16 protein-coding genes and 1 tRNA gene are annotated in these 25891 nt (G+C 54.8%); 10 read left to right on the top strand and 7 right to left on the bottom strand.

Going from position 1 to position 25891, the window contains the following annotated elements:
• The first annotated feature begins 210 nt into the window (after positions 1 to 210).
• Both KF752_07765 and KF752_07770 read left to right on the top strand, forming a co-directional pair.
• Positions 211 to 744, top strand: a complete 534-nt coding sequence (locus KF752_07765) for a hypothetical protein (GenBank protein ID MBX3421438.1) — start codon at positions 211 to 213, stop codon at positions 742 to 744.
• Between the two features lie 92 nt (positions 745 to 836).
• Positions 837 to 1316: a response regulator gene (locus tag KF752_07770; GenBank protein MBX3421439.1), complete on the top strand. Its 480-nt coding sequence runs from the start codon at positions 837 to 839 to the stop codon at positions 1314 to 1316.
• A gap of 153 nt (positions 1317 to 1469) precedes the next feature.
• Here the strand turns inward: KF752_07770 and ppdK are convergent, their stop codons facing one another.
• Complete coding sequence (gene ppdK / locus KF752_07775; GenBank protein MBX3421440.1) at positions 1470 to 4199, bottom strand: pyruvate, phosphate dikinase; 2730 nt, start codon at positions 4197 to 4199, stop codon at positions 1470 to 1472.
• 242 nt (positions 4200 to 4441) lie between these two features.
• On the opposite strand from ppdK, the gene KF752_07780 reads away from it, so the two are divergent.
• From KF752_07780 to KF752_07790, 3 genes are all read left to right on the top strand, one after another.
• A complete protein-coding gene (locus tag KF752_07780) occupies positions 4442 to 5302 on the top strand; it encodes a sirohydrochlorin chelatase (protein MBX3421441.1) in 861 nt (286 codons plus the stop codon).
• Positions 5303 to 5451: 149 nt separating this feature from the next.
• Positions 5452 to 7599 carry a carboxy terminal-processing peptidase gene (locus tag KF752_07785; protein ID MBX3421442.1) on the top strand — a complete coding sequence of 716 codons (2148 nt, stop codon included), beginning with the start codon at positions 5452 to 5454 and terminating at the stop codon, positions 7597 to 7599.
• Between the two features lie 287 nt (positions 7600 to 7886).
• Positions 7887 to 8672, top strand: a complete 786-nt coding sequence (locus KF752_07790; GenBank protein MBX3421443.1) for a phosphoribosylformylglycinamidine synthase subunit PurQ — start codon at positions 7887 to 7889, stop codon at positions 8670 to 8672.
• Here the strand turns inward: KF752_07790 and KF752_07795 are convergent, their stop codons facing one another.
• Positions 8673 to 10448 carry an ABC-F family ATP-binding cassette domain-containing protein gene (locus KF752_07795; protein MBX3421444.1) on the bottom strand — a complete coding sequence of 592 codons (1776 nt, stop codon included), beginning with the start codon at positions 10446 to 10448 and terminating at the stop codon, positions 8673 to 8675.
• A 989-nt stretch (positions 10449 to 11437) separates the two neighbouring features.
• On the opposite strand from KF752_07795, the gene KF752_07800 reads away from it, so the two are divergent.
• Positions 11438 to 12841, top strand: a complete 1404-nt coding sequence (locus KF752_07800; protein MBX3421445.1) for an efflux RND transporter periplasmic adaptor subunit — start codon at positions 11438 to 11440, stop codon at positions 12839 to 12841.
• A gap of 1 nt (position 12842) precedes the next feature.
• Positions 12843 to 15962, top strand: a complete 3120-nt coding sequence (locus KF752_07805; protein MBX3421446.1) for an efflux RND transporter permease subunit — start codon at positions 12843 to 12845, stop codon at positions 15960 to 15962.
• Positions 15963 to 15989: 27 nt separating this feature from the next.
• Here KF752_07805 and KF752_07810 read toward each other — a convergent pair whose 3' ends face one another.
• The 5 genes from KF752_07810 to KF752_07830 all read right to left on the bottom strand — a co-directional run bounded on the left by KF752_07810 (position 15990) and on the right by KF752_07830 (position 22589).
• Positions 15990 to 17228: a DUF1552 domain-containing protein gene (locus KF752_07810; GenBank protein MBX3421447.1), complete on the bottom strand. Its 1239-nt coding sequence runs from the start codon at positions 17226 to 17228 to the stop codon at positions 15990 to 15992.
• Between the two features lie 87 nt (positions 17229 to 17315).
• Complete coding sequence (locus KF752_07815) at positions 17316 to 20507, bottom strand: DUF1592 domain-containing protein (GenBank protein ID MBX3421448.1); 3192 nt, start codon at positions 20505 to 20507, stop codon at positions 17316 to 17318.
• Positions 20507 to 21178, bottom strand: a complete 672-nt coding sequence (locus KF752_07820) for a FadR family transcriptional regulator (protein MBX3421449.1) — start codon at positions 21176 to 21178, stop codon at positions 20507 to 20509. The genes KF752_07815 and KF752_07820 overlap by 1 nt, the downstream gene beginning before the upstream one ends.
• Positions 21179 to 21678: 500 nt before the next feature.
• Positions 21679 to 21751: transfer RNA gene (locus KF752_07825), tRNA-Ala, on the bottom strand.
• 244 nt (positions 21752 to 21995) lie between these two features.
• Entirely contained in the window at positions 21996 to 22589 is a 594-nt protein-coding gene (locus tag KF752_07830) for a peroxiredoxin (GenBank protein ID MBX3421450.1), read from the bottom strand.
• A gap of 176 nt (positions 22590 to 22765) precedes the next feature.
• Between KF752_07830 and KF752_07835 the strand changes: the two genes are divergently transcribed.
• From KF752_07835 to groL, 3 genes are all read left to right on the top strand, one after another.
• Positions 22766 to 23119: a nucleotide pyrophosphohydrolase gene (locus tag KF752_07835; GenBank protein ID MBX3421451.1), complete on the top strand. Its 354-nt coding sequence runs from the start codon at positions 22766 to 22768 to the stop codon at positions 23117 to 23119.
• Between the two features lie 458 nt (positions 23120 to 23577).
• Positions 23578 to 23901, top strand: coding sequence for a co-chaperone GroES (locus tag KF752_07840; GenBank protein MBX3421452.1), 324 nt, complete (start codon positions 23578 to 23580; stop codon positions 23899 to 23901).
• A gap of 54 nt (positions 23902 to 23955) precedes the next feature.
• On the top strand, positions 23956 to 25581 hold the full coding sequence (gene groL / locus KF752_07845) for a chaperonin GroEL (GenBank protein ID MBX3421453.1): 1626 nt from the start codon (positions 23956 to 23958) through the stop codon (positions 25579 to 25581).
• Positions 25582 to 25891 lie beyond the last annotated feature (310 nt).

The following is a 25891-nucleotide window of genomic DNA, read 5'->3' on the forward strand; positions in this document are numbered from 1 at the left end:
GGCGGTGGAAGCTCTGTTGCCAACCGTCCGGCAACGGTAGCCACTGGTCTGCTGCAGGCCGTCGTGGCTTTTGAGTTTGCAAATTGTCGGCCGGTTGGGGTACAATCTGCTCAGACGGGCCTCGGGCAGTGCGACCCAGGCGATGAGCTGGGCACCGATCGCATGCAACTCTTCTCGCATTACTCTTCTCGCATAACAGGATCCGCGCATATGTCTAACTTTGACAGCCGTCAGACCGACTGCACAGCAGCCGACAATCCAGCGCATCTGATCGAGACAAAAGAAGCCTATAGCGACTTGGTCGAGCAACTCAGCCACCTCCGTCAAACTGCGGCCAATGGGGTTCCGCTATCGATCGATGCCAATCAATGGGTAGCTCAATTGGCTGAGTTCCGCCAGCGACTGGCTCAACAGTTCAGTGCCGAAGGCTCCTACGGCTACATGTCTCAGACTGCTGGTCAGGAGCCATCGCCACAATTCGATGATGCTCAAGACCTGGATTATTCAGTAGCAGACGACGCGCGTCAGCCTGCCGGCTTGCGTAACCAACATGCCGAGCTATACGTTCAGTTGTCCGAGTTGTGCGAGCTGGTAGAAGAAGCGCAATATCGTGGCACCATCATTCGCGATTTTCCGATTTATGCGGGTGCCCTACAACAGTTCGAGGAATCGCTGCGCAGCCACGAAGCGCTGTTGGCCGAACTTATTGCCCATCGCGCTGGCCGAACCGATCCAACTTGTTAAAGCTCGGCGGTCGCGATAGGTGAAACGCAGCTCGGCTGCCCGGAGTAACACTGCTTGAAAACTGAAATCGAGGCTGATGGGCGAGTTGTCACGTGTTTGTAAATGCTGAAGAAAAAGATCAAGTTATCCACATCGTGCTGATTGAAGACAGCAGGTTGGATGCCAAGATTACCATCGAAGCACTTAAGAATTGCGGCTATCATCACCGCCTAGCTCTGTTTCGGACTGCCAGCGAAGCGATCGAATTTCTAAATAAGCGCGGCGTGTATGCGCTCGCCGCTAAGCCGCAGATCATTCTGCTGGATCTGTTCTTGCCCGATAGTAACGGCGTTAGCTTCTTGCGCATGCTCCGCGAAAATCAGCAGCTCAAAGATGTTCCGGTCGTCGTGCTAACTGGCAGCGAGGACTGTGCTGATCGCGAAGAATGTGAAAAGCTGGGCATCAGCAGTTATATTGTAAAGCCGTTTAATGAAGAAAAATTCTTGTCGGTGATGCGCCAGTTGAATTCACTGGCGCTGGCGCTCGATGCGGCCTCCACCGATCCACAGGTTCCGAGTGAAAACGCGACGTAGCTGATGTTTCCAGAAGGTGGCTAGGTCTCTGACGCAGCCTCTGTGCTCTGGCGAGCGCAGCTACGAATCGAAGGCTCAGGCAAGGCAGACAATCGTACCAAACTCTACGCACTGGTCAGTGGCAGCCACTGACCAGTGCGTAGCAGGACCACTTTATTTCTGACTGCGGAGTACAGCTTGAGCTGCAGCCAGTCTCGCGATGGGGACGCGGAATGGTGAGCAGCTTACGTAGTTCAGACCCAGCTGATGGCAGAATACGACCGATGCAGGGTCACCGCCGTGTTCGCCGCAAATGCCGATCTTCAAATCGGCCCGACGGCTACGTCCCTTGTCAACGCCGATCTTCATGAGCTGACCGACACCAGCGGTGTCGATCGAAGCGAAAGGATTGGCCTTGATGATCTCCTTGTCCTGGTAGGCCGGAAGGAACGACCCCGAATCGTCGCGACTCATGCCCAAAGCGGTTTGAGTCAAGTCGTTGGTACCAAACGAGAAGAATTCAGCGGTGTCAGCGATCTCATCTGCGGTCAAGCAGCCGCGCGGAACTTCAATCATCGTGCCCACAGAGTATGGGAACTTCTTGCCGGTCTCCTTCATGACCTCCTTGGCTACACGATGCACAATTTCGACTTGCAAATCCAGTTCTCGCTTGAAGCCGACTAACGGGATCATGATTTCCGGCTTAACTTTAATACCTTCCTTCATCACCGCAGCAGCCGCCTGAAAGACGGCACGCGCTTGCATTTCCGAAATCTCGGGGCGAATGATACCTAGGCGGCAACCGCGGAATCCGAGCATCGGATTGAACTCGTGCAATTCGTTGACTAGGCGTTCGACTTCAACAACGCTGGTCTTGAGTTGCTTGGCGACTTCCTCTTGACCTTTTTTGTTGTCGGCTTGCGGCAGGAATTCGTGCAAGGGCGGATCGAGCAAGCGGATACAGGCCGGCAGGCCATTGAGCGCTCGGAAGATGCCTTCAAAGTCTTTTTGCTGGTAAGGTAGCAATTTGGCCAGTGCCTTGCGACGATCCTCTTCCTTTTCAGCCAGAATCATCTGTCGCACGGCGATGATGCGATCGCCGTCAAAGAACATGTGTTCGGTGCGGCACAAGCCAATTCCCTCGGCTCCGAAGGCCACCGCATTTTCGACCTGATCGGGTTGATCAGCGTTGGTGCGAACACCCAGCGTGCGATACTTGTCCGCCAACGACATGATGAATTCGTAGTACTGATAGATCTTGCTATCCTTGGGCTTCAGCTTCTTGGTGACCAGCACCTGCTTCAGCTCGCTATCGGTCGTAGCGATCTTGCCATTGAAGACTTCGCCGGTAGTACCGTTGATGCTGATCGGATCGCCTTCACGCAAAGTCACCCCGTTGCACTTGAGTGTTCCCTTGCGGTAGTCGATGTCGATATCCCCGGCACCGGCCACGCATACTTTACCCATCTGGCGAGCCACCAGTGCCGCGTGGCTGGAGACGCCTCCGCGGCAAGTCAAAATTCCTTCAGAGGCGATCATGCCGCGCAGGTCTTCCGGGCTGGTTTCGATCCGCGCCAACACCACGCTGTGACCTTTCTTGGCCAACTCTTCGGCTTTGTTTGCATTGAACACAACCATGCCCGAAGCCGCACCTGGACCGGCGGGCAGGCCCGTCGCCATCAAGCGCCCAGCCTTGCGCGCTTTCTCATAGTCAACTGTATCAAAGATCGGTTGCAGCAGTTGGTTCAACGCTTCGGGATCACCGGACTTAATCGCGTGCTCCGGTGTCATCAGCTTTTCCTTGACCATATCGTGAGCGATCTTCACGTAGGCCATGGCGGTGCGCTTGCCATTGCGGGTTTGCAGCATGTACAGTTTTTTCTTTTCAATCGTGAACTCGAAGTCTTGAACGTCGCCGAAATTCTTTTCCAGCACCTTGCGAACGTCGTTCAGCTCTTTGTAGGCGGCCCCAATCACCTTGTCCTTAGCCATTTCTGCGATCTTTAGGGGTGTGCGCACTCCGGCCACCACGTCTTCACCCTGGGCGTTCACCAGGTATTCACCGTAGAACACATTTTCACCATTGGCTGGATCGCGGGTGAACGCAACGCCGGTAGCACTATCGTCGCCCATGTTGCCGAAGACCATGCTTTGCACGTTGACGGCAGTCCCCCAGTCATCGGGAATGCGATACTTCTGGCGATACAGAATTGCACGTTCGTTCATCCACGATCCGAAGACGGCGCTGACGGCACCTTCAAGCTGCTTCATCGGCTCGGTCGGGAAGGCCTTGCCGGTCCAGTCCTTGATCAGTTTCTTGAAGCGCTTCACCAGCTCCTGCAGGTGTTCTTCGGTCAGCTCGACATCTTCCTTGACCTTGACCTCTTTCTTCAAATTGGCAATTACTTCCTCGAACGGCTCGTGATCGTCTTCGTGCTTTTTCTGAACGCCCATCACCACGTCGCCGTACATCTGCAAGAATCGGCGATACGAATCCCAGGCGAATCGACCGTTACCAGTCGCCTTCTTCAGCCCCTCAGTGGTTTCGTCGTTCAATCCGAGATTCAAGATGGTATCCATCATGCCCGGCATCGAATCCCGCGCACCGGAGCGGACCGACACCAACAACGGATTCTTGGGATCACCGAATCTTTTTCCGGTCTCTTTTTCCAGCCAAGCCACTGCCTTGGATAGATCGCGATCGAAATCTGCAGGATACTTCTTGCGGTTCTGGTAATAGTAAACGCAAACCTCGGTCGTGATGGTAAAACCTGGAGGGACAGGCAGACCAATGCGTGTCATGGCCGCCAGATTCGCTCCCTTTCCGCCGATCAGCGCCTTCATGTCGCCAGTGCCATCGGTCTTTGACTTGCCAAAATAGTAGATCGTTTTCTTGCTAGACATAGCTGTGAATCCGTTTTTGGTTCAAGGGCTGGTAAGTTGCCCTAAGTGGTGTCTTAAAAAGCTGTTGCCGGGCCTTGAATCGAACCAGGATTGGCAGGCTACTTAGGCGTGCAATTCAGCTATAAAATTGGTCAGGCGAGTGTAACGCTGACCGCCGTAATCGTCAATTGGACGGTGCCAGTAGCTACTGTCGCCCGACGGTGGAATGAGAATTGGAAAAGTTTACGCAAAGGCAGAAAACTGTGACGAAGCCTCCACGTTCTGGCCAAGCCAGCTACGAAACCACCAGCGCTGACGACATCGGTGTGTTGCTAGTTGGCCATGGGACACGCGATAGGCAAGGTCAAGAGCAGTTCCTGGAGCTGTTTAGGCACTTTGCGCGGTTCGTTTCGCCGCTTACCAGCCAGCCCGCCTTCCTGGAGCTGGCTGAACCGACGATATCACAGGCTGTCGAGCGACTTACAGAATCATCACTGATTCGACGACTGATCGTTGTCCCGGCTCTGCTGTTCACCGCCGGTCACGCAGAAGAGGATATTCCTCGGGCCGTTCAATCAGCAGTCGATTCGCTCGAGCACAAGTGCAACCTTCACATTATTGGGCAGACGCCGACTTTAGAGTGCTCGACGGAAGTGCTCGAACTATCGGCCACCCGTTTTCGCCAAGCCATGTCATGCGGCCAGCAATGCGCTGTACACTGCGCTGGCAGCGCCTGTGCACGAACGCGTTGGCTACTGGTCGGTAGGGGCAGCAGCAGCCAAAGTGCAGCCTTGAAGTTGCAACAATTCATGCAGCTCCGGCAACAATGGACTCCGGTCGAGCAAGCGTCGGTAGCCTATATCTTTGGACAAACACCAACTGTCGAGCAGGAGCTGGACCGATTGTTGTCGTCTGATGCCAGCCGCATCGTCGTCCAGCCACATCTGTTGTTCTCGGGCAGGCTGCTGGACGAACTGCGGCATCAAGTACAGGAATGCGGCAGCCGCAACCCACGCCAAGCATGGGTCATTACCGATACTTTGGGGGGCGACTGGCGACTGGCCGAACTATTGGGTTCATTGGCTTTAGCTCAGTTAACTGGTCCCAACGTCGGAATGCGGTAAACTCATGTTGCTGCCCAATTGGTGATTTCATAGGATTGTGTAGTCCGTAGAAACTCTCTAACTTGACTGCCAGCCATCGGTCGTCCAATTAGAAAAGGCGATCAACCGCCTGTTACACGCCGCGAATATACTTTTTTTGAGGCTGCCAAATGCGACTTAAAATTGGTCTGATACTGGGACTGCTCACAGGACTTGCACTCGCCTATACAAGCCAGAGTTGGGCGGACGACCCCAAGCTGGCAGCTCCGCGAGTCAGTGACATGGCAGGCCAGCGAGCCTCAGATGCTCGCATCGTAAAGACAGTAGCCGCGCTTATGACCAAAGTGCACTTGGCCAATCAGCCGCTGGACGACGAAATTTCGCGGCGCGCCTATGACTCGATGCTCAAGTTGTTGGACCCGCTAAAGATCTATTTTCTGCAGAGCGATATCGATGCGTTGTCCAAGAATCGGGACAAGATCGACGACTTTGTTCAAGCAGGCAAGATGGACTTCGCCATTGAGCTCTACCAACTGTTTCTGAAGCGGCTCGATGAGCGCATTGCGGCGGCTCATCAGTACGTGGATACTGAACATGACTTTACGATTCAAGAATCTATCGCTCGCGAACCCAAGAAAATCGAATATCCCAAAGATACAGCCGAAGCCAACGATCGCATGCGGAAGCAGGTAAAATTCCGTATGTTGAGTCTGGAGAGTGACCGAATTCGCGCCGAGCAGGATCTTCAGGCCGGCAAGCAGCAATCAGACCTGGAGCGAGTTCTGATCGGCGATCCTAACGAAGATCCCCGCGAGCGCTTACATCGCAGTTATCGGACCTTGCATAAGCGCTGGCAACAGTTTGATGCCAACGAACTCTTGGAGTTGTATGTCTCGGCGCTGACCACCAGCTTTGATCCTCATACTTCGTACATGTCCCCCAGCACTCAGAAAAACTTCATGATTAGCATGAAGCTGAATCTGGATGGCATCGGCGCTCAATTGACCAGTGAAGACGGCTATACAAAACTGACCAGCATCGTGCCCGGTGGGGCGGCCGACAAAGATGGACGACTCAAGCCCGGCGACCGCATTGTAGCCGTAGGGCAAGGCCAGGAAGGTCCGGTGGAAGATGTAATTGATATGAAACTAGACGAAGTCGTGCAGCGGATTCGCGGTCAGGCTGGGACCATTGTGCGCTTGATTGTATTGCCGGCCAGTGGCGGCGAATCCCAAGTCTATAACATTACTCGGGCCAAGATCACGCTGGAAGACAGTGCAGCGCGTAGCCAGATTGTCGATTATCCACTGGAAGATCAACAAGCGTCGGCGACTCCGTTTCGAGTTGGATATATCGACTTGCCCAGCTTCTACATGGACATGGAAGCAGCACGCAGGAACTCCAATAACTTTCGTAGTACGACGCGAGATGTTCGGAAGATTTTGGCCGATTTCCGCGACCAATCTGTAGATGTCGTGGTGTTGGACTTGAGTCGCAATGGTGGCGGTAGTTTGACCGAGGCCATTAACTTGACGGGGCTGTTCATAGATCGCGGACCTGTGGTTCAAGTCAAGAATCCTCAAGGTCAGGTTCAGGTGTACGAAGACGAAGAATCGGGTGTTGCTTGGAACGGTCCATTGATCGTCATGACCAGCAAAGAGAGCGCCTCTGCCAGTGAAATCTTGGCTGGTGCGATCCAAGATTATGGTCGTGGTTTGATCGTCGGTGACCCGGCCACTCACGGCAAAGGCACGGTGCAAAGTTTGTACGACTTGAGTGAAGAGTTGTTAGGTGGAGGTGGCCCCGCTATGGGTGCGCTGAAGATTACCATTCAGCAGTTTTATCTGCCGGCAGGTAAGAGTACGCAGCGGCAAGGGGTCATGTCCGACCTGATTCTGCCGCAGATCACGGCCGAAATTGACAATGGCGAAGCCGACCTGGATTATGCGCTGCCTAACGACACCGTCACTCCGACGCGATTTTCCAAATACAACCTGGTTAATAGTACTTTGTTGGCAGATCTGCGCGCCAAGAGCATGTCTCGTGTTCGAGAAAGCGATGGATTCGCCAAAACGCTGCGACGAATCGACCTCTATCGTCAGCAGAAAGGGGAAGAGTTCATCTCACTCAACCGCGAGGAATTCTTGAAACGGCGAGCGGAATTGGACGCTCAGCGGGAAGAGGAAGAGCAAAGCTTGGAGTCGCAAATTCCCAAGAAAGAGGTATTTCGCATGGATCACTACAACCGCGAAGTGCTAAATATCTCCAAGGACTACTACGACGCGCTCAACAAACTCAATCTGGCCAACGCCGGATAAAGTCGCAGCGTTCGCCAGAAATGTAGCTGTGTTCGCCAAAACCTGGAAAACCGTCGAAACCCTCCAGCTTCTGGCGATGGCGGCTACCATTTGCGAGTCGACGCTTGCTGGCATCTTCTGACCAAGCCCTAGCGGTCATCGAAAAATCGTGTAGAAAGTTGAGCTTCACGAACAGGCAGAGTACGTAGGCAACTGGGTTTCGCGCGAGTACTTTATTCCGCCGCAGGCTCTTGCTTATGGCTGCTTCGTTGAACGATGAACCATTGCCTCGCAGCCTAGGAATACTCATGGCTTCTCCGCGCGTGCTCGTTTTGCGAGCCCCAGGTACCAATTGCGACGTTGAAACAGCTTATGCCTTCCAGCGGGCTGGAGCGACTGTGAAATCGGTCCATGTCAACGCTCTGATGGATGACCCGGGCGGCTGGAGCACGTTTCAGATATTATGTTTTCCTGGCGGCTTCAGCTTCGGCGACGACATCGCAGCTGGCCGCATTCTGGCGCAACGTCTGAATGTTCATTTGCGTGACATGATCGAGCACTTTCGTGGCCACGACCGGCTGGTGTTGGGTATCTGCAACGGATTTCAAGTCATGATGCGTTTGGGAATTTTCTTTCCCGATCATTTCGACTCGCCCCCGGCCACATTGACACTCAACCGGCAAGCCAGATTTGAATGCCGCTGGGTCCATTTGGGCACGGCGAAAACCAATAGTGTCTTCTTGCGCGGTATCGAGCGACTTTATCTACCGATGGCTCATGCCGAAGGCCGCTTCGTGTTGCGGGATCCAGAGGCTGGAGAACGATTAGCATCCCAGTCGCAGCTCGGCTTGCGTTATTGCGCTGAAAGCGCGCCGCCTAGCGATCAGCTCTTGCCATTTCCTGACAATCCCAACGGAGCCGACCTGAATGTCGCTGGTATCTCCGATCCCAGCGGTCGAGTTTTTGGACTAATGCCGCACCCCGAGCGACACATCGAGCCTACACAGCATCCCTATTGGACTCGTCGCTTCCCCCAGCCTCCTGCGGGTGATGGACTAGCCATCTTCAACAATGCTGTTAGCTACTTTGCTTGATTATTCGAGTGGCATGGCATTCAATTCAAGCCAGCGCTCTTCGGCCATTCCAATTTCCATTTCCAGTAACTGGACAACTCGACTCAGCCGCTCGGCCTCGCCGGCGTCGTTGGTCTGTACTAGTTGGTCATGAAGTTCGGTTCGTTGTAAATCGAGCGCCTTGATCTTCTTACTGAGCGACTTCATTTCCTTGTCAACTGCCTTGGCGTCCAGCGGGCTTGGTGCCACTGTCACAGATGTAGAAGCAGGAATGGTCAAGCGATTCGCCGGCGCGCGAATTCGTTCACCTTCTTCGATCTCCCGATTGATGTAGTAGAGATAGCCTTCGTAACCGCCTTCATAGGCTCGCACGGAACCATCCCGAACTTCAATGATGTTCGTGGCCACACGGCTCATGAAGTGACGATCGTGACTTGTGAAGAGAACCGTTCCTTTATAATCGTTCAGTGCCTGCGCCAAAGATTCGACGGTTTCGACATCCAAGTGGTTGCCGGGTTCGTCCAGCACGAGCACGTTGTATGTTCCCAGCAGCAATCCGGCCATGCACAACCGAGCCCGTTCGCCGCCGGAAAGAACTTGAACCTTCTTGCGAACGTGATCCCCACGGAAGAGCATCGAACCAGCGACGGTCAAGATTTGCTGATTGGTCGTGCCAGGCGCAGCTTTGCTCTCAAGGTATTCGAGCACCATCTGTTTCGGTTCCAGAGCGCTGTAAACATGCTGCGCATAGACGCCGATCTCACAATGCAATCCCCATTTTACGCTACCGTGAATTGCAGCCAGCGAGCCAACCACAGTACGCAACAACGTAGTTTTCCCTTGACCGTTGTCACCGACAATGGCCGCTCGTTGACCATGTTCAACGTCCAGCACGATTCCGGTGGCAACGGTTCTTTCAGGATAGCCAATCGATAGATCGATCATCCGCACAGCCGGCCCTTTACGCGGCTGAACAATGGGCGCACGAATCGCGGCGGTCGGGAGATCTGCATCGATGTCGATCGTCTGTAGGCGTTCGAGTTGCCTGCCTTTGGAGCGCGCCAAAGTAGCGGTACTGGCTCGAGCCCGATTCTTGTCAATAAAATTCTGCAGGTGCTTTTGCTTGGCGACGATCGCTGCGTTGGATCGCTCGAAGTGTTCGCGTCTCTCGGCTGCAAATTTCAAGTAAGCCTCAATCTTGCCAGGAAACATCGTCAGTTTGCCACGCGATAAGTCAAGCGTATGATCGCAAGTGGCTTGCAGGAAGGAGCGATCGTGCGACACGATCAGCGCAGCTCTGTCGAAATGGCGCAAGAAGTGTTCAAGCAATATTTGCGTGCGAATGTCGAGGAAGTTCGTGGGCTCGTCAAGTACCAACAGGTTCGGATCTTTCAGCAGAAGCGACGTTAGCTTGACTCGCGTCTTCCAACCGCCAGAGAGTGCAGAAATGGGACCGTTCAAATACGCGCCTTTGAGTTCAAATTCGCCGGCCACTTCACCGCACTTCCAATCGGGTTGACCGCTATCGCGCATCAAAAAATCAATGGCCGATTCTTCAGGTAGAAAGGTATCGTGCTGTTGCAGATAGCCGATGCGCAACTGAGTGCTGCGAATGATTTCTCCTTTTTCCAACTCCTCTTCGCCCATCAAAACGCGCAGCAGAGTCGACTTGCCAGCACCATTGCGCCCCACAAAGCCGACTTTGGTCTTATCGGTCAGTGAAACGCTAGCGTCATCCAGCAGCCTTTGCTCACCGTAACTCTTCTGGGCACCGCGAATCTGAAGCAAAACACCCATAACTCAACTGGACTCCTAGCTCGTCGCGAAATTGGAAGTCGCCCGCGAAATTCGGGAATTGCCGCCAACATTGACTGCCAACTCCCGTCTGCGGAAAATGCGCATAACTGCCCTTTAAAATGTCAAAGTTCAGCCCGTTAATCAAGCCTGCCCATGCTACGATAAGGTTCTCAGGTAGTCAAACGATGGCTTGCCCTGACGGTTTTCTGATTCACATAGACGGTCGTAAATTCGGCAAGTACAATAAGGCTAGTGTTCCGATCTGCCGTTAAAAATCGCAGGTCTGCTGCCCGTCTGATAGAATAATGATGTTCGCCAAACCGAGAGCCGTGACAAGTGTTACCATAATTCGATGGCTACTTGTAGCTTCGCTGGTTGCGCCGCGAGTTGTCGGTCATCGTCATGCTGATATCGTCCGACTCGATGGAGCGAATCAAAGCTTGGCTGTACATATCGAGCGCTATCACGGCTCGGATAAGTCGCTAGTTGATGAGAATCAGTTCCACTTGCACCTGGCTTTTTCGCTTCTGTCTTCCGAAGTGCCCTGTGGGACTTCAGTGGTCAGTATTTGCGGGAGCGGCGCTGGAGGTTACTCAACGCTGCTCGAGCGCCTTGAGCAGGGCTGGCAGTCTGAGCCAATTCTGCAAGAGCCCGATCGCAAATCTGAAACACTAGTGGCCGACTGTGGCGATCCCCAACACCCAAGCACAAGCAGTTTCCGACGTGTCTGTTTCTGCGTTTGGAATATCTGACGCGGATACCGCGAAAAGCGACTAACGACACTTCGTTCATTCGCTCTCTTCTTTGTCAAAGACCGCAGTCCTTAACGCTCTTATGCTGCGTCGACAGCCAGCGTCTTCCGTTTATTGATCAATAGAGATACTTCTACTATGTCACATTATTTACTGATGGTCGTTCCTTGTTTACGATCCGGCCGCGAATGCTGCCACTATGCGATGTTGATTCCTATGCTATTCGGGATCTGGTTGATGATGCCGAACATCGGGTGTTGTCAAGAAAGTTCAAACTTCAAAGAGACTGGCGGGCCAAGTTCATCGGTTCAATTGCCTGTAACTGTAAACCTCACCGAGTCTCAGCGTGTGGCCGCTATTGTGAAAGTGGCTCCAGCTATTGAAGGGCCGTTTTCAAGTTCGATCAGCTTGACGGGAAAGGTGTCGCTTAATGAAGAGAAGCTAGCGCACATCTATCCAAATGTCAGTGGCCAAGTAGGGGCCGTAAAGGTAGCTTTGGGCGATACCGTGGCTGAAGGGGACGTGCTCGTAATCGTCAATAGCCGCGAAGTTGGAGCCGCCAAGCTGGATCTCTTTCAAGCGAAACTGCAGTTAGAGCTGGCTAGACTCAAGCTTAATCTGCAAGCTGAAATCGCCAGTAACACGAAAGAGCTTCTTGTCGCGCTAACAAAAAAGATGGATATCACGGAGTTACAAGAACAATTTACGGGCCGTTCGATGGGGGACTATCGAGAGCGACTGTTGCAGGCCTACGCCGTGTATGTTAAGTCGGAAGCAGATGTTCAGAGATTGATCAACGTGGCTGACTCTGGAGCGATTTCTTCTAAGCAACTGCTGTACGCCAAGGCCTCGCGAAATGCAGACTCAGCCACGTTTTATGCGAGGCTGGAGCAAATCGACTATGAACTAAGCACCTCTCAACTGCAGGCTTCACAACTCGTAAAAGAGGCCGAGACTCGTGTGGCGATAGCCACTACCAATTTACGAATTATGGGCTGTGAGCTCAGGGATTTTGAGAATTTCGATCCCTTACAGCAAGGCGAAGCGGTTTCCGACTATTTCATTCGCGCTCCACTGAGTGGCACGGTCATCTCAAAGGATGTCGTCTGGCGCGAACAAGTAAGGCCCGATTCACAAATCATGGCAATTGCGGACCTGTCGACAGTTTGGATCGAAGCCAATGTCTACGAAAAGGACGCTCGGCTACTGGAGTCACTCAAGGATCGATCGGTGAGCGTCCGCAATGCTGCCTGGCCGGAGAGAGATTTTCCAGCCAAGGTTTTCTTTACTGGTGAAATCATGGACGAGAAGACGCGAACTATCTCGATGCGGGCCGTTGCTAACAATGCCCACCACCTACTCAAGCCAGGCATGTTTGTGACGATCTCCTTCGCATCGCAGAGTAACGACAAACCGGTGATACAAGTGCCCTCGGGCGCAGTACTTGAGCACGCAGGTTCCCAGTTTGTCTTTGTGAAGCTCAATGATTCAACATTTGAACGACGCGACGTGGAGGTTGGAGAGAATAATGGCTCATCCACCGTAATTCACCGGGGCATTGCCAAGTCGGACATGGTCGTTACGACGGGTGGCTTCGTCCTGAAATCAAAGATGCTCGAATCATTGATGGGAGATGAATAAGATGTTGAATCATCTCATTGAGTGGTCCCTGAATAATCGATTTATTGTCATCTTACTGGCAGTCGTCACGCTTGGATTGGGTGGTTTTGCTGCCACTACAATTCCACTGGATGCAGTGCCAGATCTTACCAATATCCAAGTTCAGGTCTTGACCAATTCCCCTGCCCTGGGGCCTGTTGAAGTAGAGCAGTTCATAACCTTTCCAGTTGAGAATGCCATGAGCGGCATTCCACAGGTTGATGAAATCCGCTCGATCAGTCGTTTTGGCCTAAGTGCCGTTACAGTGACCTTCGAAGATGGCACCGATATTTACTGGGCTCGCAATATTGTTAGTCAAAGGCTTTTACGTGCGAAGGAGGAGATCCCGCCAGGCATGGGCACACCGGAGCTGGGCCCAATTGCAACCGGGATGAGTGAGATCTATCAATTCGAAGTTCGCGCCAAACAAGGCTACCATCACTCACTGAAAGATTTGAGGACCATACTTGACTGGCAGATCGCATTTCAGCTTCGGAGCGTACCCGGAGTCATTGAAGTCAACACATTTGGTGGCGAGCTAAAAACCTATGAGGTGCAAGTTGACCCTGCTAAGCTGCAGAATTACAACCTGTCCCTTTACGATGTTTTTACAGCACTTCAGGCGAACAATGGCAACTCAGGTGGAGGGTATATAATTCATGGTGCCGAGCAACGCTTAATACGCGGTGAAGGCTTGGTTGGAAGTCTCGCAGATATAGGCTCAATCATCCTCACGAGTAACAATGGAGTGCCGGTTTTAGTCACGGACGTTGCCGATGTGCAATATGCGCCTATGCTCCGACAAGGGGCCGTTACCCGTGATGGCGACCGTGAAGCAGTCGTGGGAATGGTCATGATGATCATGGGAGGGAGTTCTCGGCAAGTCGTCGAGGATGTCAAACGCAAAATCCATGAAATTGAAAAGACTCTTCCCGAAGGCGTTTACACTGACACTTTCTATGACCGAACCGAACTGGTCGAGAAGACGATTCATACGGTGGCCGAGAACATAGGTCTGGGGGTGGTGTTGGTTGTCATAATGCTCTTTCTGTTGTTAGGTGATATTCGTGCAGGATTAATCGTGGCCGCTGCTATTCCACTTTCTGCCGCATGCACCTTGATCGCCATGCGTTACGCAGGGGTGTCTGCGAATCTGATGAGTATGGGGGCGGTTGATTTCGGTGTTATTGTCGACGGCGCTGTGGTGATGATCGAAAACTGCGTACGGAGAGCTGCGCATTATCGCAGGACTCATAACCAGGACCATGTTCCACTGGGAGTGTATCGCGAGTCAGCCAGTGAAGTCGGGAAGCCGATTTTGTTCGCGGGAATCATTGTCATCCTTGTTTTCATTCCGATCCTTAGCCTGCAAGGAATGGAAGGGAAGATGTTTCGTCCGATGGCCTTTGTGTTCATGACGGCGTTATCGGCCGCACTAGTGATCGCAGTTACGGTAATGCCAGTAATGGCTTCCTTGTTACTTGCCCGTCGAATCAAGGAAAGGGAGACATTTCTGGTCCGTTGGATAAAAGCCGCTTATCAACCGATGCTCGCGTTGGCGATGAAACGCCCCAAATTATTGATGTCGTCGTCTGTAGCTGTGTTTGCCATCAGCATTTGGATCGCATCCGGGTTCGGTGTTGAGTTCGTACCTCGGCTGGATGAGGGCGATCTTGCCATTCAAGCCGCCAGACTACCAAGCGTATCTCTTGAAACGTCTGTCGAGATGACCAAGTCAATGGAACGCTGTCTCCTCAAGTTCCCGGAAGTAGAAACAGTTGTCTCAAAGACCGGACGTCCGGAAATCGCGAATGACCCAATGGGGGTCTATCAAACTGACATCTTCGTTCGCCTTAAGCCAATGAATCAGTGGAAACGCAAGATCTCTAAAGCTCAATTGGTGGAGGAAATGCAAGCTAGCTTGAGTGACCAAGTACCTGCCAACACGTACAGCTTTACTCAGCCGATTGAACTTAGGGTTCAAGAACTTGTCGCGGGTGTTCGGTCTGATATTGGGCTTAGTTTGTACGGCGACGATCTACAAGAACTCAAACGCAAAGGCGATGAGTTAGTTGCGGCCCTTAATAAAGTGCCAGGAGCGGCTGATGTGCAAGCTCAGCAAATCGCCGGTTTGCCCTATTTGCGGGTGGTGATCGATCGGAAGGCAATCGCTCGCTACGGAATAAATGCGCGACCAATTCTGGATGCGATTGGAACGGTAGGCGGTACCGTTGTCGGGCAGGTCTTTGAGGGACAGCGACGCTTTCCACTTCAGGTTCGCCTGAATTGGGACTGGCGTAAAGATGTAACCAAGCTGTCTGATCTGAAAATTGAAGATCCGCAAGGCAGCCAGATTCCACTTTCGCAACTGGCGCAGATCTTCGTTGAGGAAGGGCCGGTTGAGATAAGTCGCGATTCGATTCGACGGCGTATTCTTGTGCAGTGCAATGTGCGTGGAAGAGACCTCGCCGGATTTGTCGCGGAAGCCCAGGAAGTTGTAGAGCGAGAGGTCAAACTGCCTGAAGGCTACGCACTCAGGTGGGGTGGCCAATTTGAGAATCTGCAACAAGCCACCAAGCGTTTAGCAATCGCTGTGCCTGTAGCACTATTTCTAATCTTTGCATTACTCTACATGACTTTCAGCTCAGTCAAACTTGCCATGCTGATTTATCTCAACGTGCCTATCGCAGCCACCGGGGGCGTCCTGTTGCTCTGGTTTCGCGATATGCCATTTTCTATTTCGGCTGGCGTGGGGTTCATCGCCCTCTTTGGCATCGCAGTCATGAATGGCGTGGTATTGATTGAACACGTTCGTCATTTGCGCCGCGGAGGTGCCAGTCAGCGCGATGCCGTGGTCAATGGGGCGATGGATCGTTTGCGACCAGTACTAATGACGGCTTCTTGCGGCGCACTGGGTTTCACACCGATGGCACTGTCTGCAAGTTCAGGTGCTGAAGTTCAGCAGCCACTCGCGACAGTCGTCATTGGTGGACTGATAACTTCCACAGTCTTGACCTTGCTAGTGCTGCCATCGATCTACCGTTGGTTTGAACCCAAAGTATCCGCAATTGAACCAGTGGATATGAGTGAGTTTCAGCACTAACTGTCAATGGGCGCTGGGCGACGTGCATCAGATGCCCGTCAGCCGTTCGTTCGAGTCACCGAAGCGGTCCAGTTCCAGGCCACCCCAGTCCATGAGATGCAGAAACAGGCTGCACAGGCGGCGGTTCGGCGAGTTCAGGTAGTCGAGCACGCGTCCGCCCCGGAGCTGGCCTCCTGCGCCGCCAAGCAGGAGGATCGGCAACTGCTTCGCGTCGTGGTTGCCGTGCAACATGCTCGAACAGTGCATGATAGCCGTGTTGTCGAGCAATGTGCGGTCCCCTTCCTTGACCTCCGACATCCGCTCACAGAGATAGGCGAGCTGCGACATAAAGAACTGGTTGAGTGGAATGAGTTCAGGCGGCTGAGTGTGGGCCATCTGGTGATGCTGATCTTGGGCACCGCAGTGAGTGTGAGTTTCGGCGGAGCCGTCGTTGCAATACTTGAGGGTTGCGATCCGAGTGGTGTCCGTGCGAAAGGCGAGCAACACGATATCGTTCATCAGCCTCCAATACTCCGGGATGTCGGCGGGAATCCCGTCGGCCGGTCGCGGATGATCAGGCGCGGCCAGGGTCGGCTGCCAACCGCTTGCATCGCGCTGCTTGTCGGATCGTTTGATGCGTCCTTCGATCTCGTGGACACTGCCCAAGTATTCCTCGAACCGCTGACGATCCGACAGGGAGAGCCGTTGACGTAGCGACCGGGCGTCTTCGAGCACGGCATCGACGACACGACGATCGCCCCGGTTGGGTTCAGTGCGGAAGAGCTGGTCGAACGAGAGCGCCGGACGCGTCTCGGTCCACGTCGGCGATACCGCCGTGCTCCAGGAAATATGCGAGCTGTAGAGCAACGGATGCCCATCTTGAAGACCTGGAATCGGTCCTTCGCAGCCCAGCACCAGCGAAGGAATTCGGGTGCGGTCGCCGATTCGTTGGGCCATCACCTGGTCGAAACTGACGCCCGTGCGGACTTCGGTCTTCGACATCGGGGCACCGCTGAGCATGTTCCCTGTTTGCATGCAGTGGATGACGCCGTTATTGGCCTGTTCGTTCCACAGGCCGCGAAGGAAGATCAGTCGTTCTTTCCAGGGCTCGAGTGGCGTCAGGCACGGGCCAAGTTCCATGTTGGCTCCATCTCCCTTGGCCCACCAGTGCTGCGAGTGGAAGCCCATGCCAGTGAAAGTAACCAGCGTGCGGCTCGGCGGCTGATCGGCAGCGGTAGTTCGCTTACCCGCAGCCCAGGACAGCGATTCGAGCCAGGGCAGTGCCATGGATACGCCCAGCCCGCGCAGCAGAGTGCGTCGCGAGAAGGGCTCTGATTTCATAAACATCAGAAGTCTCCAGTCGTGGGTAGTTGGTTACTTGCTTGAGCTGGTTTGGGCCGTCGGTCGCATGCAGCCAAACTGCTGGCTGCGGACGATTAGGAGCAGGGCATCCGACCAGCGACCACCGCCGTTCATGGTCTGGGTCACTTCGTCCACTAGCCTGCGGTCCGATGTCATCACGGCGCGGCCCAGCGCGTAGCCCGTCAGCTTGCGGGCGAGCGACCGCAACAAATCCTCGCGGCGCGGGCCAGCCACGTAGTTCCGCAAACCGGCGATGTCCTCGATCTGAGTGCCGTCGCTGAGCGTTCCTATGGTGTCGTTCGGCTTCAACTCGCTGGCCGGACGAAATCGACCGATGGCGTCGAACCGTTCCATCGCCATGCCGAACGGATCGATGCGGACGTGGCAGCCGGCACATTTTGAGTCCTGACGGTGACGCTCGGAGATCTCGCGGACGCTGAGCCCGGCGGGGGGAGTCTCGGGCAGCGGCGGCACGTCGGGCGGGACTTTAGGTAGACGCTCGCCGAGCATCTGCACCAGCCACGCCCCACGCTTGATGGGGCTCGTTCGCGCGGCAGCCGATTGCTTGGCGATCACCGCGCCGAAACCCAGAAAACCTCCGCGTCCGTAGGCGGAGACATTCTCGACGCGCCGCCACTCAGGACCAGTTACTCCGGGGATGCCATAGTGCTCGGCGAGGATATCGTTGATGACCACGGCGTCGGCGGCGATCACATCGGCCACCGGGCGGTCGTTGACCAGCAGGTCCTCAAAGAACCGCACCGGCTCTTCGGCCAATGCGTCTCGCAAGACCGGCGTGAATTCGGGGAAGTGCTGCAGGTTTCGGCCATGGTTCATGGCGAAGTCTCGCACGCCGAGCCAGCGGGCTCCGAACTCTGCGGCCATGCCGCTCACGCGGCTATCTTTCAACATGCGGCGGAGCTGTTCCTCGATGACGGAAGGTTCGTGGAGCTTCGCGGCCTTGGCACGGAGTTCATCGTCGGGGATCGAGTCCCAGAGAAGGAAGCTCAGCCGCGTCGCCAGTTCGTCGCCCGAGACCGGCTGCCAGTGCGACCCGATCGCCGGCTGTTCAACCCGGTAGAGGAACCACGGCGACGACAGAACCCGAGTCAGCGCGTCGCGGAACGCTGGATCGTGTTTGACGCCTTCGTTTCGGTCGGCATGATAGGACGCCAGAATCGCCTGGCGTTCGTTCGCGTCCAGCGGCCGGCGCCAGGCACGGGCGGCAAAAGCCAGCAACGCTTCAAGGTGTTCCGATTCTGCCGCGATTTGGGCCGCGACGAGGGCCTGCTCTTCGCGTTTGATCTGTTCCTCGAACTCCTGGATGTAGAAGAACATGATCCGTGCGCCGTCGTTCGGTTTGCGGTAATACTGCACCAGCCCCGCATACGCGATCGGGGTGGCGAGAGCTTGCTCGCTCACGAACTCCAGTTCGCTCCACAGTCGATCGATCTCTGCCCGACCCGCGTCGTCGAGCAGGAGTCGACGTAGCGGCTCGTCCTCGCGGCGGTACAGAAACACGCTCCCTTGAGCGTCTCGTGGGATAATCGGTTGGAAGAGGACCGCAGGAGGAAACAAAGCGCGAAACTCGGCAGCCGCTCGAGCCCGTTGGGCGGCGACGCGCGGATGCGCGATTTGGGCGGCCCTCGGATCGCCGGGCGTCGCCGTAGCGACCGGTTCGGCCAGATTGCCGCCACCGCCTGTCGCAGCAATGAGGAAGGCCTGAACCGAGGCCGCTTCCGGACTGGCTGCGTCCAAGCTCACGTCAGCACGCAGGAACCGAGGCAGCGTGAGCGCCTTTTGCAACTCGGCTGAGAGGTTGCTCAGATCGATGACCACCTCGTCACCGGCCGCTGTGACCAAAGCGGACTTGGGCACCGATCGCCCCTGTGGGTGCTGGCCGAATTTTAGTCCGGTCGCGTGCTCGATGGCGGCACCCAATTCGGGGTGCTCGGCAAATACCAGCGGCGGTCCGTCACCACCTTCCAGTCGCAGCCGGTCCCAAACCACGAACGTGTCAGGCTGAACGGGCAAAGCGACCATGCGGAACAGCGGTTCACGGGCGGCACCTTGAACTCGCTCCACCGCGACCACGCGACGCAATTCCTCCCAGGCTGGAAAGCCATTGCCGACTGCGAGGGCCGCATTCCTCATGTAATTGCCTTGAAACAACTGGCCCTGCACGGCTTTGATCTCCGCCAGGACCGGTGATGGATCAGAGGTGGCCTCTCGCCACTTGGCGCGTACAAGGGCCAGGGTGTCGGGAGGAAGATCGGCAGGGTGGGCATCGACTTCCGCTTGGCTTGCGGATTCGCTGTTGAACCATGTCCAGAGCGCCGCCAGATAGGTAGCGTTGAGTTTATCTTCGGCGGCCACTGTGCCGATGGCAGCCGGGCCGTCACGGGTGAGCCTGTCACGGTGCTTCAGGGTCGCCGCCAGATGCTTCTCCAGCGGCGGCTCTCCGTTGGGTCCGGCATAGCGGGCGTGGAAGTCGCGAAGCGGCTGGAGAGCCTCCTCGGCCCAATCCGGGCGCTCGGTAGACGCAGAGAAGCGGAAGCCTGTGGGCAGCAGCACGGCCCGTGCGGCGACATCGCGAGCGGTCTGATGATAGCGTTCGACCAATTCGGGAGTCACCGGCATCGCATCGCCAACGTTGGCAAACCCTTCACCGCCGACGCTGTCGGTAGGAAACTCGCGAGCCTGTGTCAGCCGCAAGTCGATGCCTGTCAGATCGCGGATCGCGTTGTCGTACTCGGTGTTACTGAGCCGTCGTAGCGTCACCGGCCCGGGGTCGCCCGCGCGCGCGGCAGCTTCGGCATCGAGCGCCGCGATGATCCAGCCCAGCAGCTGCTCCCGCTCGGCCTCACTTGGCTGTGGCGATTCCTTTGGAGGCATGTCCCCCAACCGCAACCGCTCGACCACGTCGCTCAGCACCTCAGAATTGGCCAGGATCACCTGGGCAGAGCCGAAGCTCGTCAGGTCAAGGTCGTTGTCCTTGGGGGTCTTGCCGTGGCAGTCCCCGCAGGCTTTGACAAGTAGCGGCTGAATATGCCTGTCAAAGGAATGCGCGAGGTCGTCCGCCCCCAGGGCTGAGGCCGTAGAGAGTAGGAGACACGCAAGCACTGGCACAACGGAAACGAATTTGGCCAGCCGTCTCGAACGCCGGACTCGGAAATCTCCACTTGCCATGCGCATGAGCGACATCAGATTCGCTCCCTGTGGCTCTCGATGTGCTTACGCAGCTCAGTGGTAGCGGCTTCCGACTGGCCACCTGCCAGGAAGTCGACAAGCCGACGGTGGCTCTCCACCCCCAATTTCCAGCCAGCCTGCTTCACGCTCTCGCGAAATCGCTGGAAGAAAACATGCAACAAATCGCCGAAAGCCGCCAGTGGCTGCAAGCCGCTTGCTTCCAGCAGCGACCGATGGAACTGGATGTCGAGTGCGATAAAGCTCTTCAAGTCGCGCGCCGACTCAAACTGCCGGACGATCTCACGCAGGCCGGATTCAATCGCCGAGTCTTCCTTCATCCGCCGAATGACATGCGGTACGACACCGGTTTCTAAGATCACACGGCTGTCAATGAGCTGCAGCGGATCGACATCCAGCAGACCTGCGTGAAAACCGAGATGCTCAGTCACACGTCTCATGTCGATGCGCCCGACCGTGAGCCCGACGCCGGTCTTCGATTGGATGATCCCCAAAAACTCGAGCGCCTTTGTTGCTTCACGCAGGCTGAGCCGGCTAATACCAAGCGTTTCGGCAAGTTGCGTTTCCGTCGGCAGCCGATCGCCAGGAGTCAGATTGTGGTCGACTATGTATTGCTTGATCTGTTGAGTGGCTTGGTCACGCACTTTGGGGCGACGTACGACTTGCATTTTTCTGCCTGGGCGGATTGTGTCACCATCTCCTGGCTGACAGATTATCTGACAATCGAATGGTCGTCAAGTCAGGCGATCGCAAGCGTGGTGGACCGCTTGCCAGCTCCTCCACAGCAATGGAATTGTACCAGCAGGTAGCCAATGAGCGCAGCTTCCCCGTCTGTAACATTGCCGACTACTGAATGGGTGAAGTCGCAGGGCGATTATTCAGACAGGTATGATCAACCGTTATACCCGAGAGACGGCGACTGATTGCCAAGGCCCTGGGTGGAATGGCGCCGGCTACACAAGCGTGCGCGAGCAGCCAGGCACTGCGGGGATTGTACAAGCGACCGGGACCGACCTGGATAAAGTCTTCGTTGCACCAAAGGTTGCACTAACCACAGTCCAAACGTTGTGCGGCATGTCAATTCTTGGCAATTCAGGAAGTTCTGGCGACTAGAGTCTCGATACGAAAAAACCCTGTAAATCCGAAGGAAATACAGGGTTCTTCGCAGTGGAGGATAACGGACTCGAACCGATGACCTCTTGCATGCCATGCAAGCGCTCTACCAACTGAGCTAATCCCCCAGCACTTGGCGTGAGATTGTAGCTTGGCCCACAGGACCAGTGAAGGAGGCTTGCCATTTTTAGTCGCGCATTATCTTGATCCTCTTACCGTCGGTAACGACGATTCGGATTAGAACATTCGATTCGAAGTCTCAGCAGCCTGAAAGCGGAATCCGTAGTACCAAACGCGTCTTAAAAAGCAGGGCGTCAAGAAGCATGAGCACGTTCTTGGCAACCGCCGCGGCGACGCCCCGTGTGGTTTGTCTTACCCCTTGTACTCGGCGGCGAAGAACTCTTTGCTACCGTCTACACTTGGCTTGATGGTTCGAGCGCCTTGTTTCCAATTAGCTGGACAGACTTCTCCGTGGGCTTCAAAGTACTGCAGGGCTTGAACCATCCGCAACGCTTCGTCGACGCTCCGACCCAACGGCAAATCGTTGATGACTTGATGGCGAACCGTTCCTTGTTTGTCGATCAAGAACAGGCCGCGGAGGGCAACGGTGCCTCCCACCAACACGTCGTAGTCTTTGGCGATTTGTTTGCTCAAGTCAGCCACCAGCGGATACTGGATGTCGCCTAGTCCTCCCTGATCGCGGGCCGTCTTGCGCCAGGCTAGGTGCGAGAACTTGCTGTCGACACTGACACCGATCACCTGCACGCCAAGTTTTTTGAATTCGCCGGCTCGATCAGAAAAGGCGATGATTTCCGTGGGACACACGAAGGTAAAATCCAGCGGATAGAAGAACAGCAGCACGTATTGGCCACGATAATCGCTGAGGCTGATCTCTTTGAAGCTTCCATCCTCCATCACGGCTTCGGCTTTAAAGTCAGGCGCAGGTTGCGTAACGAGAACGCTCATGTTCTACTTCCTTTTCTGAAGATTATAGGGATGATGATTGGTCGAGGATGATTCGCTGCCATCTTCTCGAACGCTGAAATTCTAATCTTGACCGGCAGAGTTGTGGAGGACCTCGGCGCGCCAGCTGGCGCTTGAGTTTGAGCCACCGGAAGACACTTTCTGCTTGAGGCAAACAAATGGCCTGTGATGATCGTCATACGACCGTTGACCAATTACGACAGGCGATGCGACTGTTTGTGGCTGAGCGACAGTGGGAGCGTTTCCACAATTTGAAGAATCTGTCGATGGCTTTGGCCGTGGAGGCCGCCGAACTGATGGAGTTGACTCAATGGCTGACAACCAGTCAGGTCGAAACGGGCAAAATTGAATCCGGGCTGCAGGTCGACCGCAGTCGCGTGTCCGAAGAGTTGGCCGATGTATTGTGCTATACTTTGGCCATTGCCAACGCGGTAGGAATTGACTTGTCCACGGCCATGGCTGAAAAGATGGTCAAGAACCGTCAAAAATACCCAATTGGCAGTTCCTTCTGAACATCCAAGGCCATAGAAGCTAAGCCCGTATGGTTAGGCAGTTAGCTTGTTGGCTGACCGACGCGAATAGGGCCGCTGCCAAATTGACAAAGCCAACTAATCAGCTCTTAAAATGACTCAACCAGAGTTAGTAATCATAGGCTTTTGGCAACTTCGACAGTCAATTACTGGCAAGAACCGAATAATCAAGCGCGGACTGAGAATCTGGTCCACGAGTGAATGGCACGCCGTTTGCTGTTGCAGTTAGGGGCTGGGTGCCTATGCCGTTTTGACTGGCTGAGAATCTAAACATGGAGCATGGACCTGGTGTCGGGCCTAACCGAGATGGTGAGGCCCTGTACGAAGCTGATTATTGGCCAATAACCAGCGATCGACCTGAACAATCGTCTGTTGGGCTGCCTGAGATGCAGCCTGCGATCACAATCTGACCCGAAGAACCTTGTGGAGGAGTGCCGCTCATGGCGACGGCTACAAAGAAAAAGAGTTCCAATCAAGTAAAGCTGCAGCCTCTAGGCGATCGCCTAGTGGTCCGTCGAGAAGAATCCGAAGAGAGAACCGAAGGTGGTATCTATCTGCCCGATAGCGCCAAGAATAAGCCGACTCGAGGCATAGTCGTCAGTATCGGCGATGGTCGTCTGCTGGATGATGGTTCGCGAGCGCCGATGCAGGTCAAGGCTGGCGACCGTGTATTGTTTACGAGCTACGCCGGCGAGACGATCGAGATCGCTGACGAAGAAGTGCTTCTGATGGGCGAGAGCGAAATCCTGGCGGTCATCGAGTAATCGAGCGCTTTCAAGTTCTAACCAACATAACTAAACGTGGAGTGATATTGAGCGATGGCAAAGATAATTGCATTTGAACAAGAAGCGCGTGAGGCGATTCGGCGTGGCGTTTCCAAGTTGGCTCGCGCGGTTAAAGTGACATTGGGACCCAAGGGTCGTAACGTAATTATTCAAAAGAGCTTTGGTAGCCCCACGGTCACCAAAGATGGCGTTACCGTGGCCAAAGAAATCGACCTGGAAGACGTTTACGAAAACATGGGCGCACGCATGGTGCGCGAAGTCGCCAGCAAGACCAGCGACGTGGCTGGCGACGGCACGACCACTGCGACTGTGATGGCGGAAGCCATTTTCAATGAGGGTCTGAAGTCGGTAGTTGCGGGTGTTAATCCCATTCAAATGAAGGCCGGAATCGAGAAGGCCGTCGCCGACATTTCCGAACGCTTGCAGAAGATGTCGATCAAGATTCGCGACAAAAGTGAAATGGCCAACGTGGCTTCGATTGCCGCTAACAACGACCGCGAGATCGGTGAACTGTTGGCTGAAGCTATGGAAAAAGTGGGTAAGGATGGCGTGGTGACGGTAGACGAAGGCAAGAGCCTGCATACGGAACTAGAGTTCGTGGAAGGCATGCAGTTCGACCGTGGATATCTGTCGCCGTACTTCGTAACCGACGCTTCCAGTATGGAAGCTGTGTTAGAAGACCCCTACATCTTGGTTTATGAAAAGAAGATTTCTAACATCAAGGATTTGGTGCCGGTACTGGAAGCCGTGGTTCAGCAGGGTAAGCCGCTGCTGATTATTGCTGAAGAAGTCGATGGCGAAGCTTTGGCGACGCTGGTGATCAATCGCCTGCGCGGCACGCTAAATATCGCAGCAGTCAAGGCTCCGGGCTATGGTGATCGTCGTAAGGCGATGATGGAAGACATTGCCATCTTGACCGGTGGGACAGCGATTTTTGAAGCTCTGGGCATCAAACTGGAATCGGTTGGCTTGGCTGAACTGGGCCGCGCGAAGAAGGTGATTATCGACAAGGATAACACCACGATTATCGAAGGCGCTGGTAAGAGTTCCGATATCAAGTCGCGAATCGATCAGATTCGCCGTGAAATCGAAAACACGACCAGCGACTATGATCGCGAAAAGCTGGATGAGCGTCTGGCAAAGCTGGCCGGTGGTGTTGCCAAGGTCAACGTTGGGGCTGCTACAGAAAGCGAAATGAAAGAGAAGAAGGCCCGCGTCGAAGACGCACTCTATGCTACACGAGCCGCTGTAGAAGAAGGTGTGTTGCCTGGAGGTGGCGTGGCGCTGCTGCGTGCCAGCGTGGGTCTGAAGCCTAGCGATGATTTGAGCACTGACGAAATCGTTGGCTACAACATCGTGCTTCGCGCCTGCCGTGCTCCGCTGACCATGATCGCCGAAAATGCGGGCAAAGATGGCGGTATTGTGTGCGAGAAGGTTTCGGAAGCCAAGGGCAACCAGGGCTACAACGCGTTGACCGACACCTACGAAGATCTGGTCAAGTCCGGGGTGATCGACCCCACCAAGGTCACGCGTACCGCCCTGGCTAATGCAGCCAGTGTATCCATTCTACTGTTGACCAGTGATGCCCTGATCGCTGAAAAGCCCAAGGATGACAAGGGTTCCAAGGCCGGACATGCTGGCGATCACGATATGTACTAACAGGCTGGCATGCATCTGCCAACGGCCGGCTAATCGAACCTATAAGTTTGGTCTGGTCAAGCTCGGCTCTAGTGCATCAGCAGTCCTGAGACATTCATAAGACGCATCCCGCTGAACCGAAATAACGGTTTCGGCGGGATGCGTTTTTTTCATATATATTCACTCGTAATCGTTCAGGAATTTGCAGGAGTGAATCGGGCCAATTTTGCTGCGAAGTAAGAAAGTCAATTGTGGCTGGTTGCGCGCCGGCTAGTCAAATGGAACGGCACTAGGCAAGCCGTGAGCGTTCCGTGAAGCTTTCAATTACGCG

It is taken from the genome of Pirellulaceae bacterium (assembly GCA_019636385.1).
Classification (GTDB): domain Bacteria; phylum Planctomycetota; class Planctomycetia; order Pirellulales; family Pirellulaceae; genus Aureliella.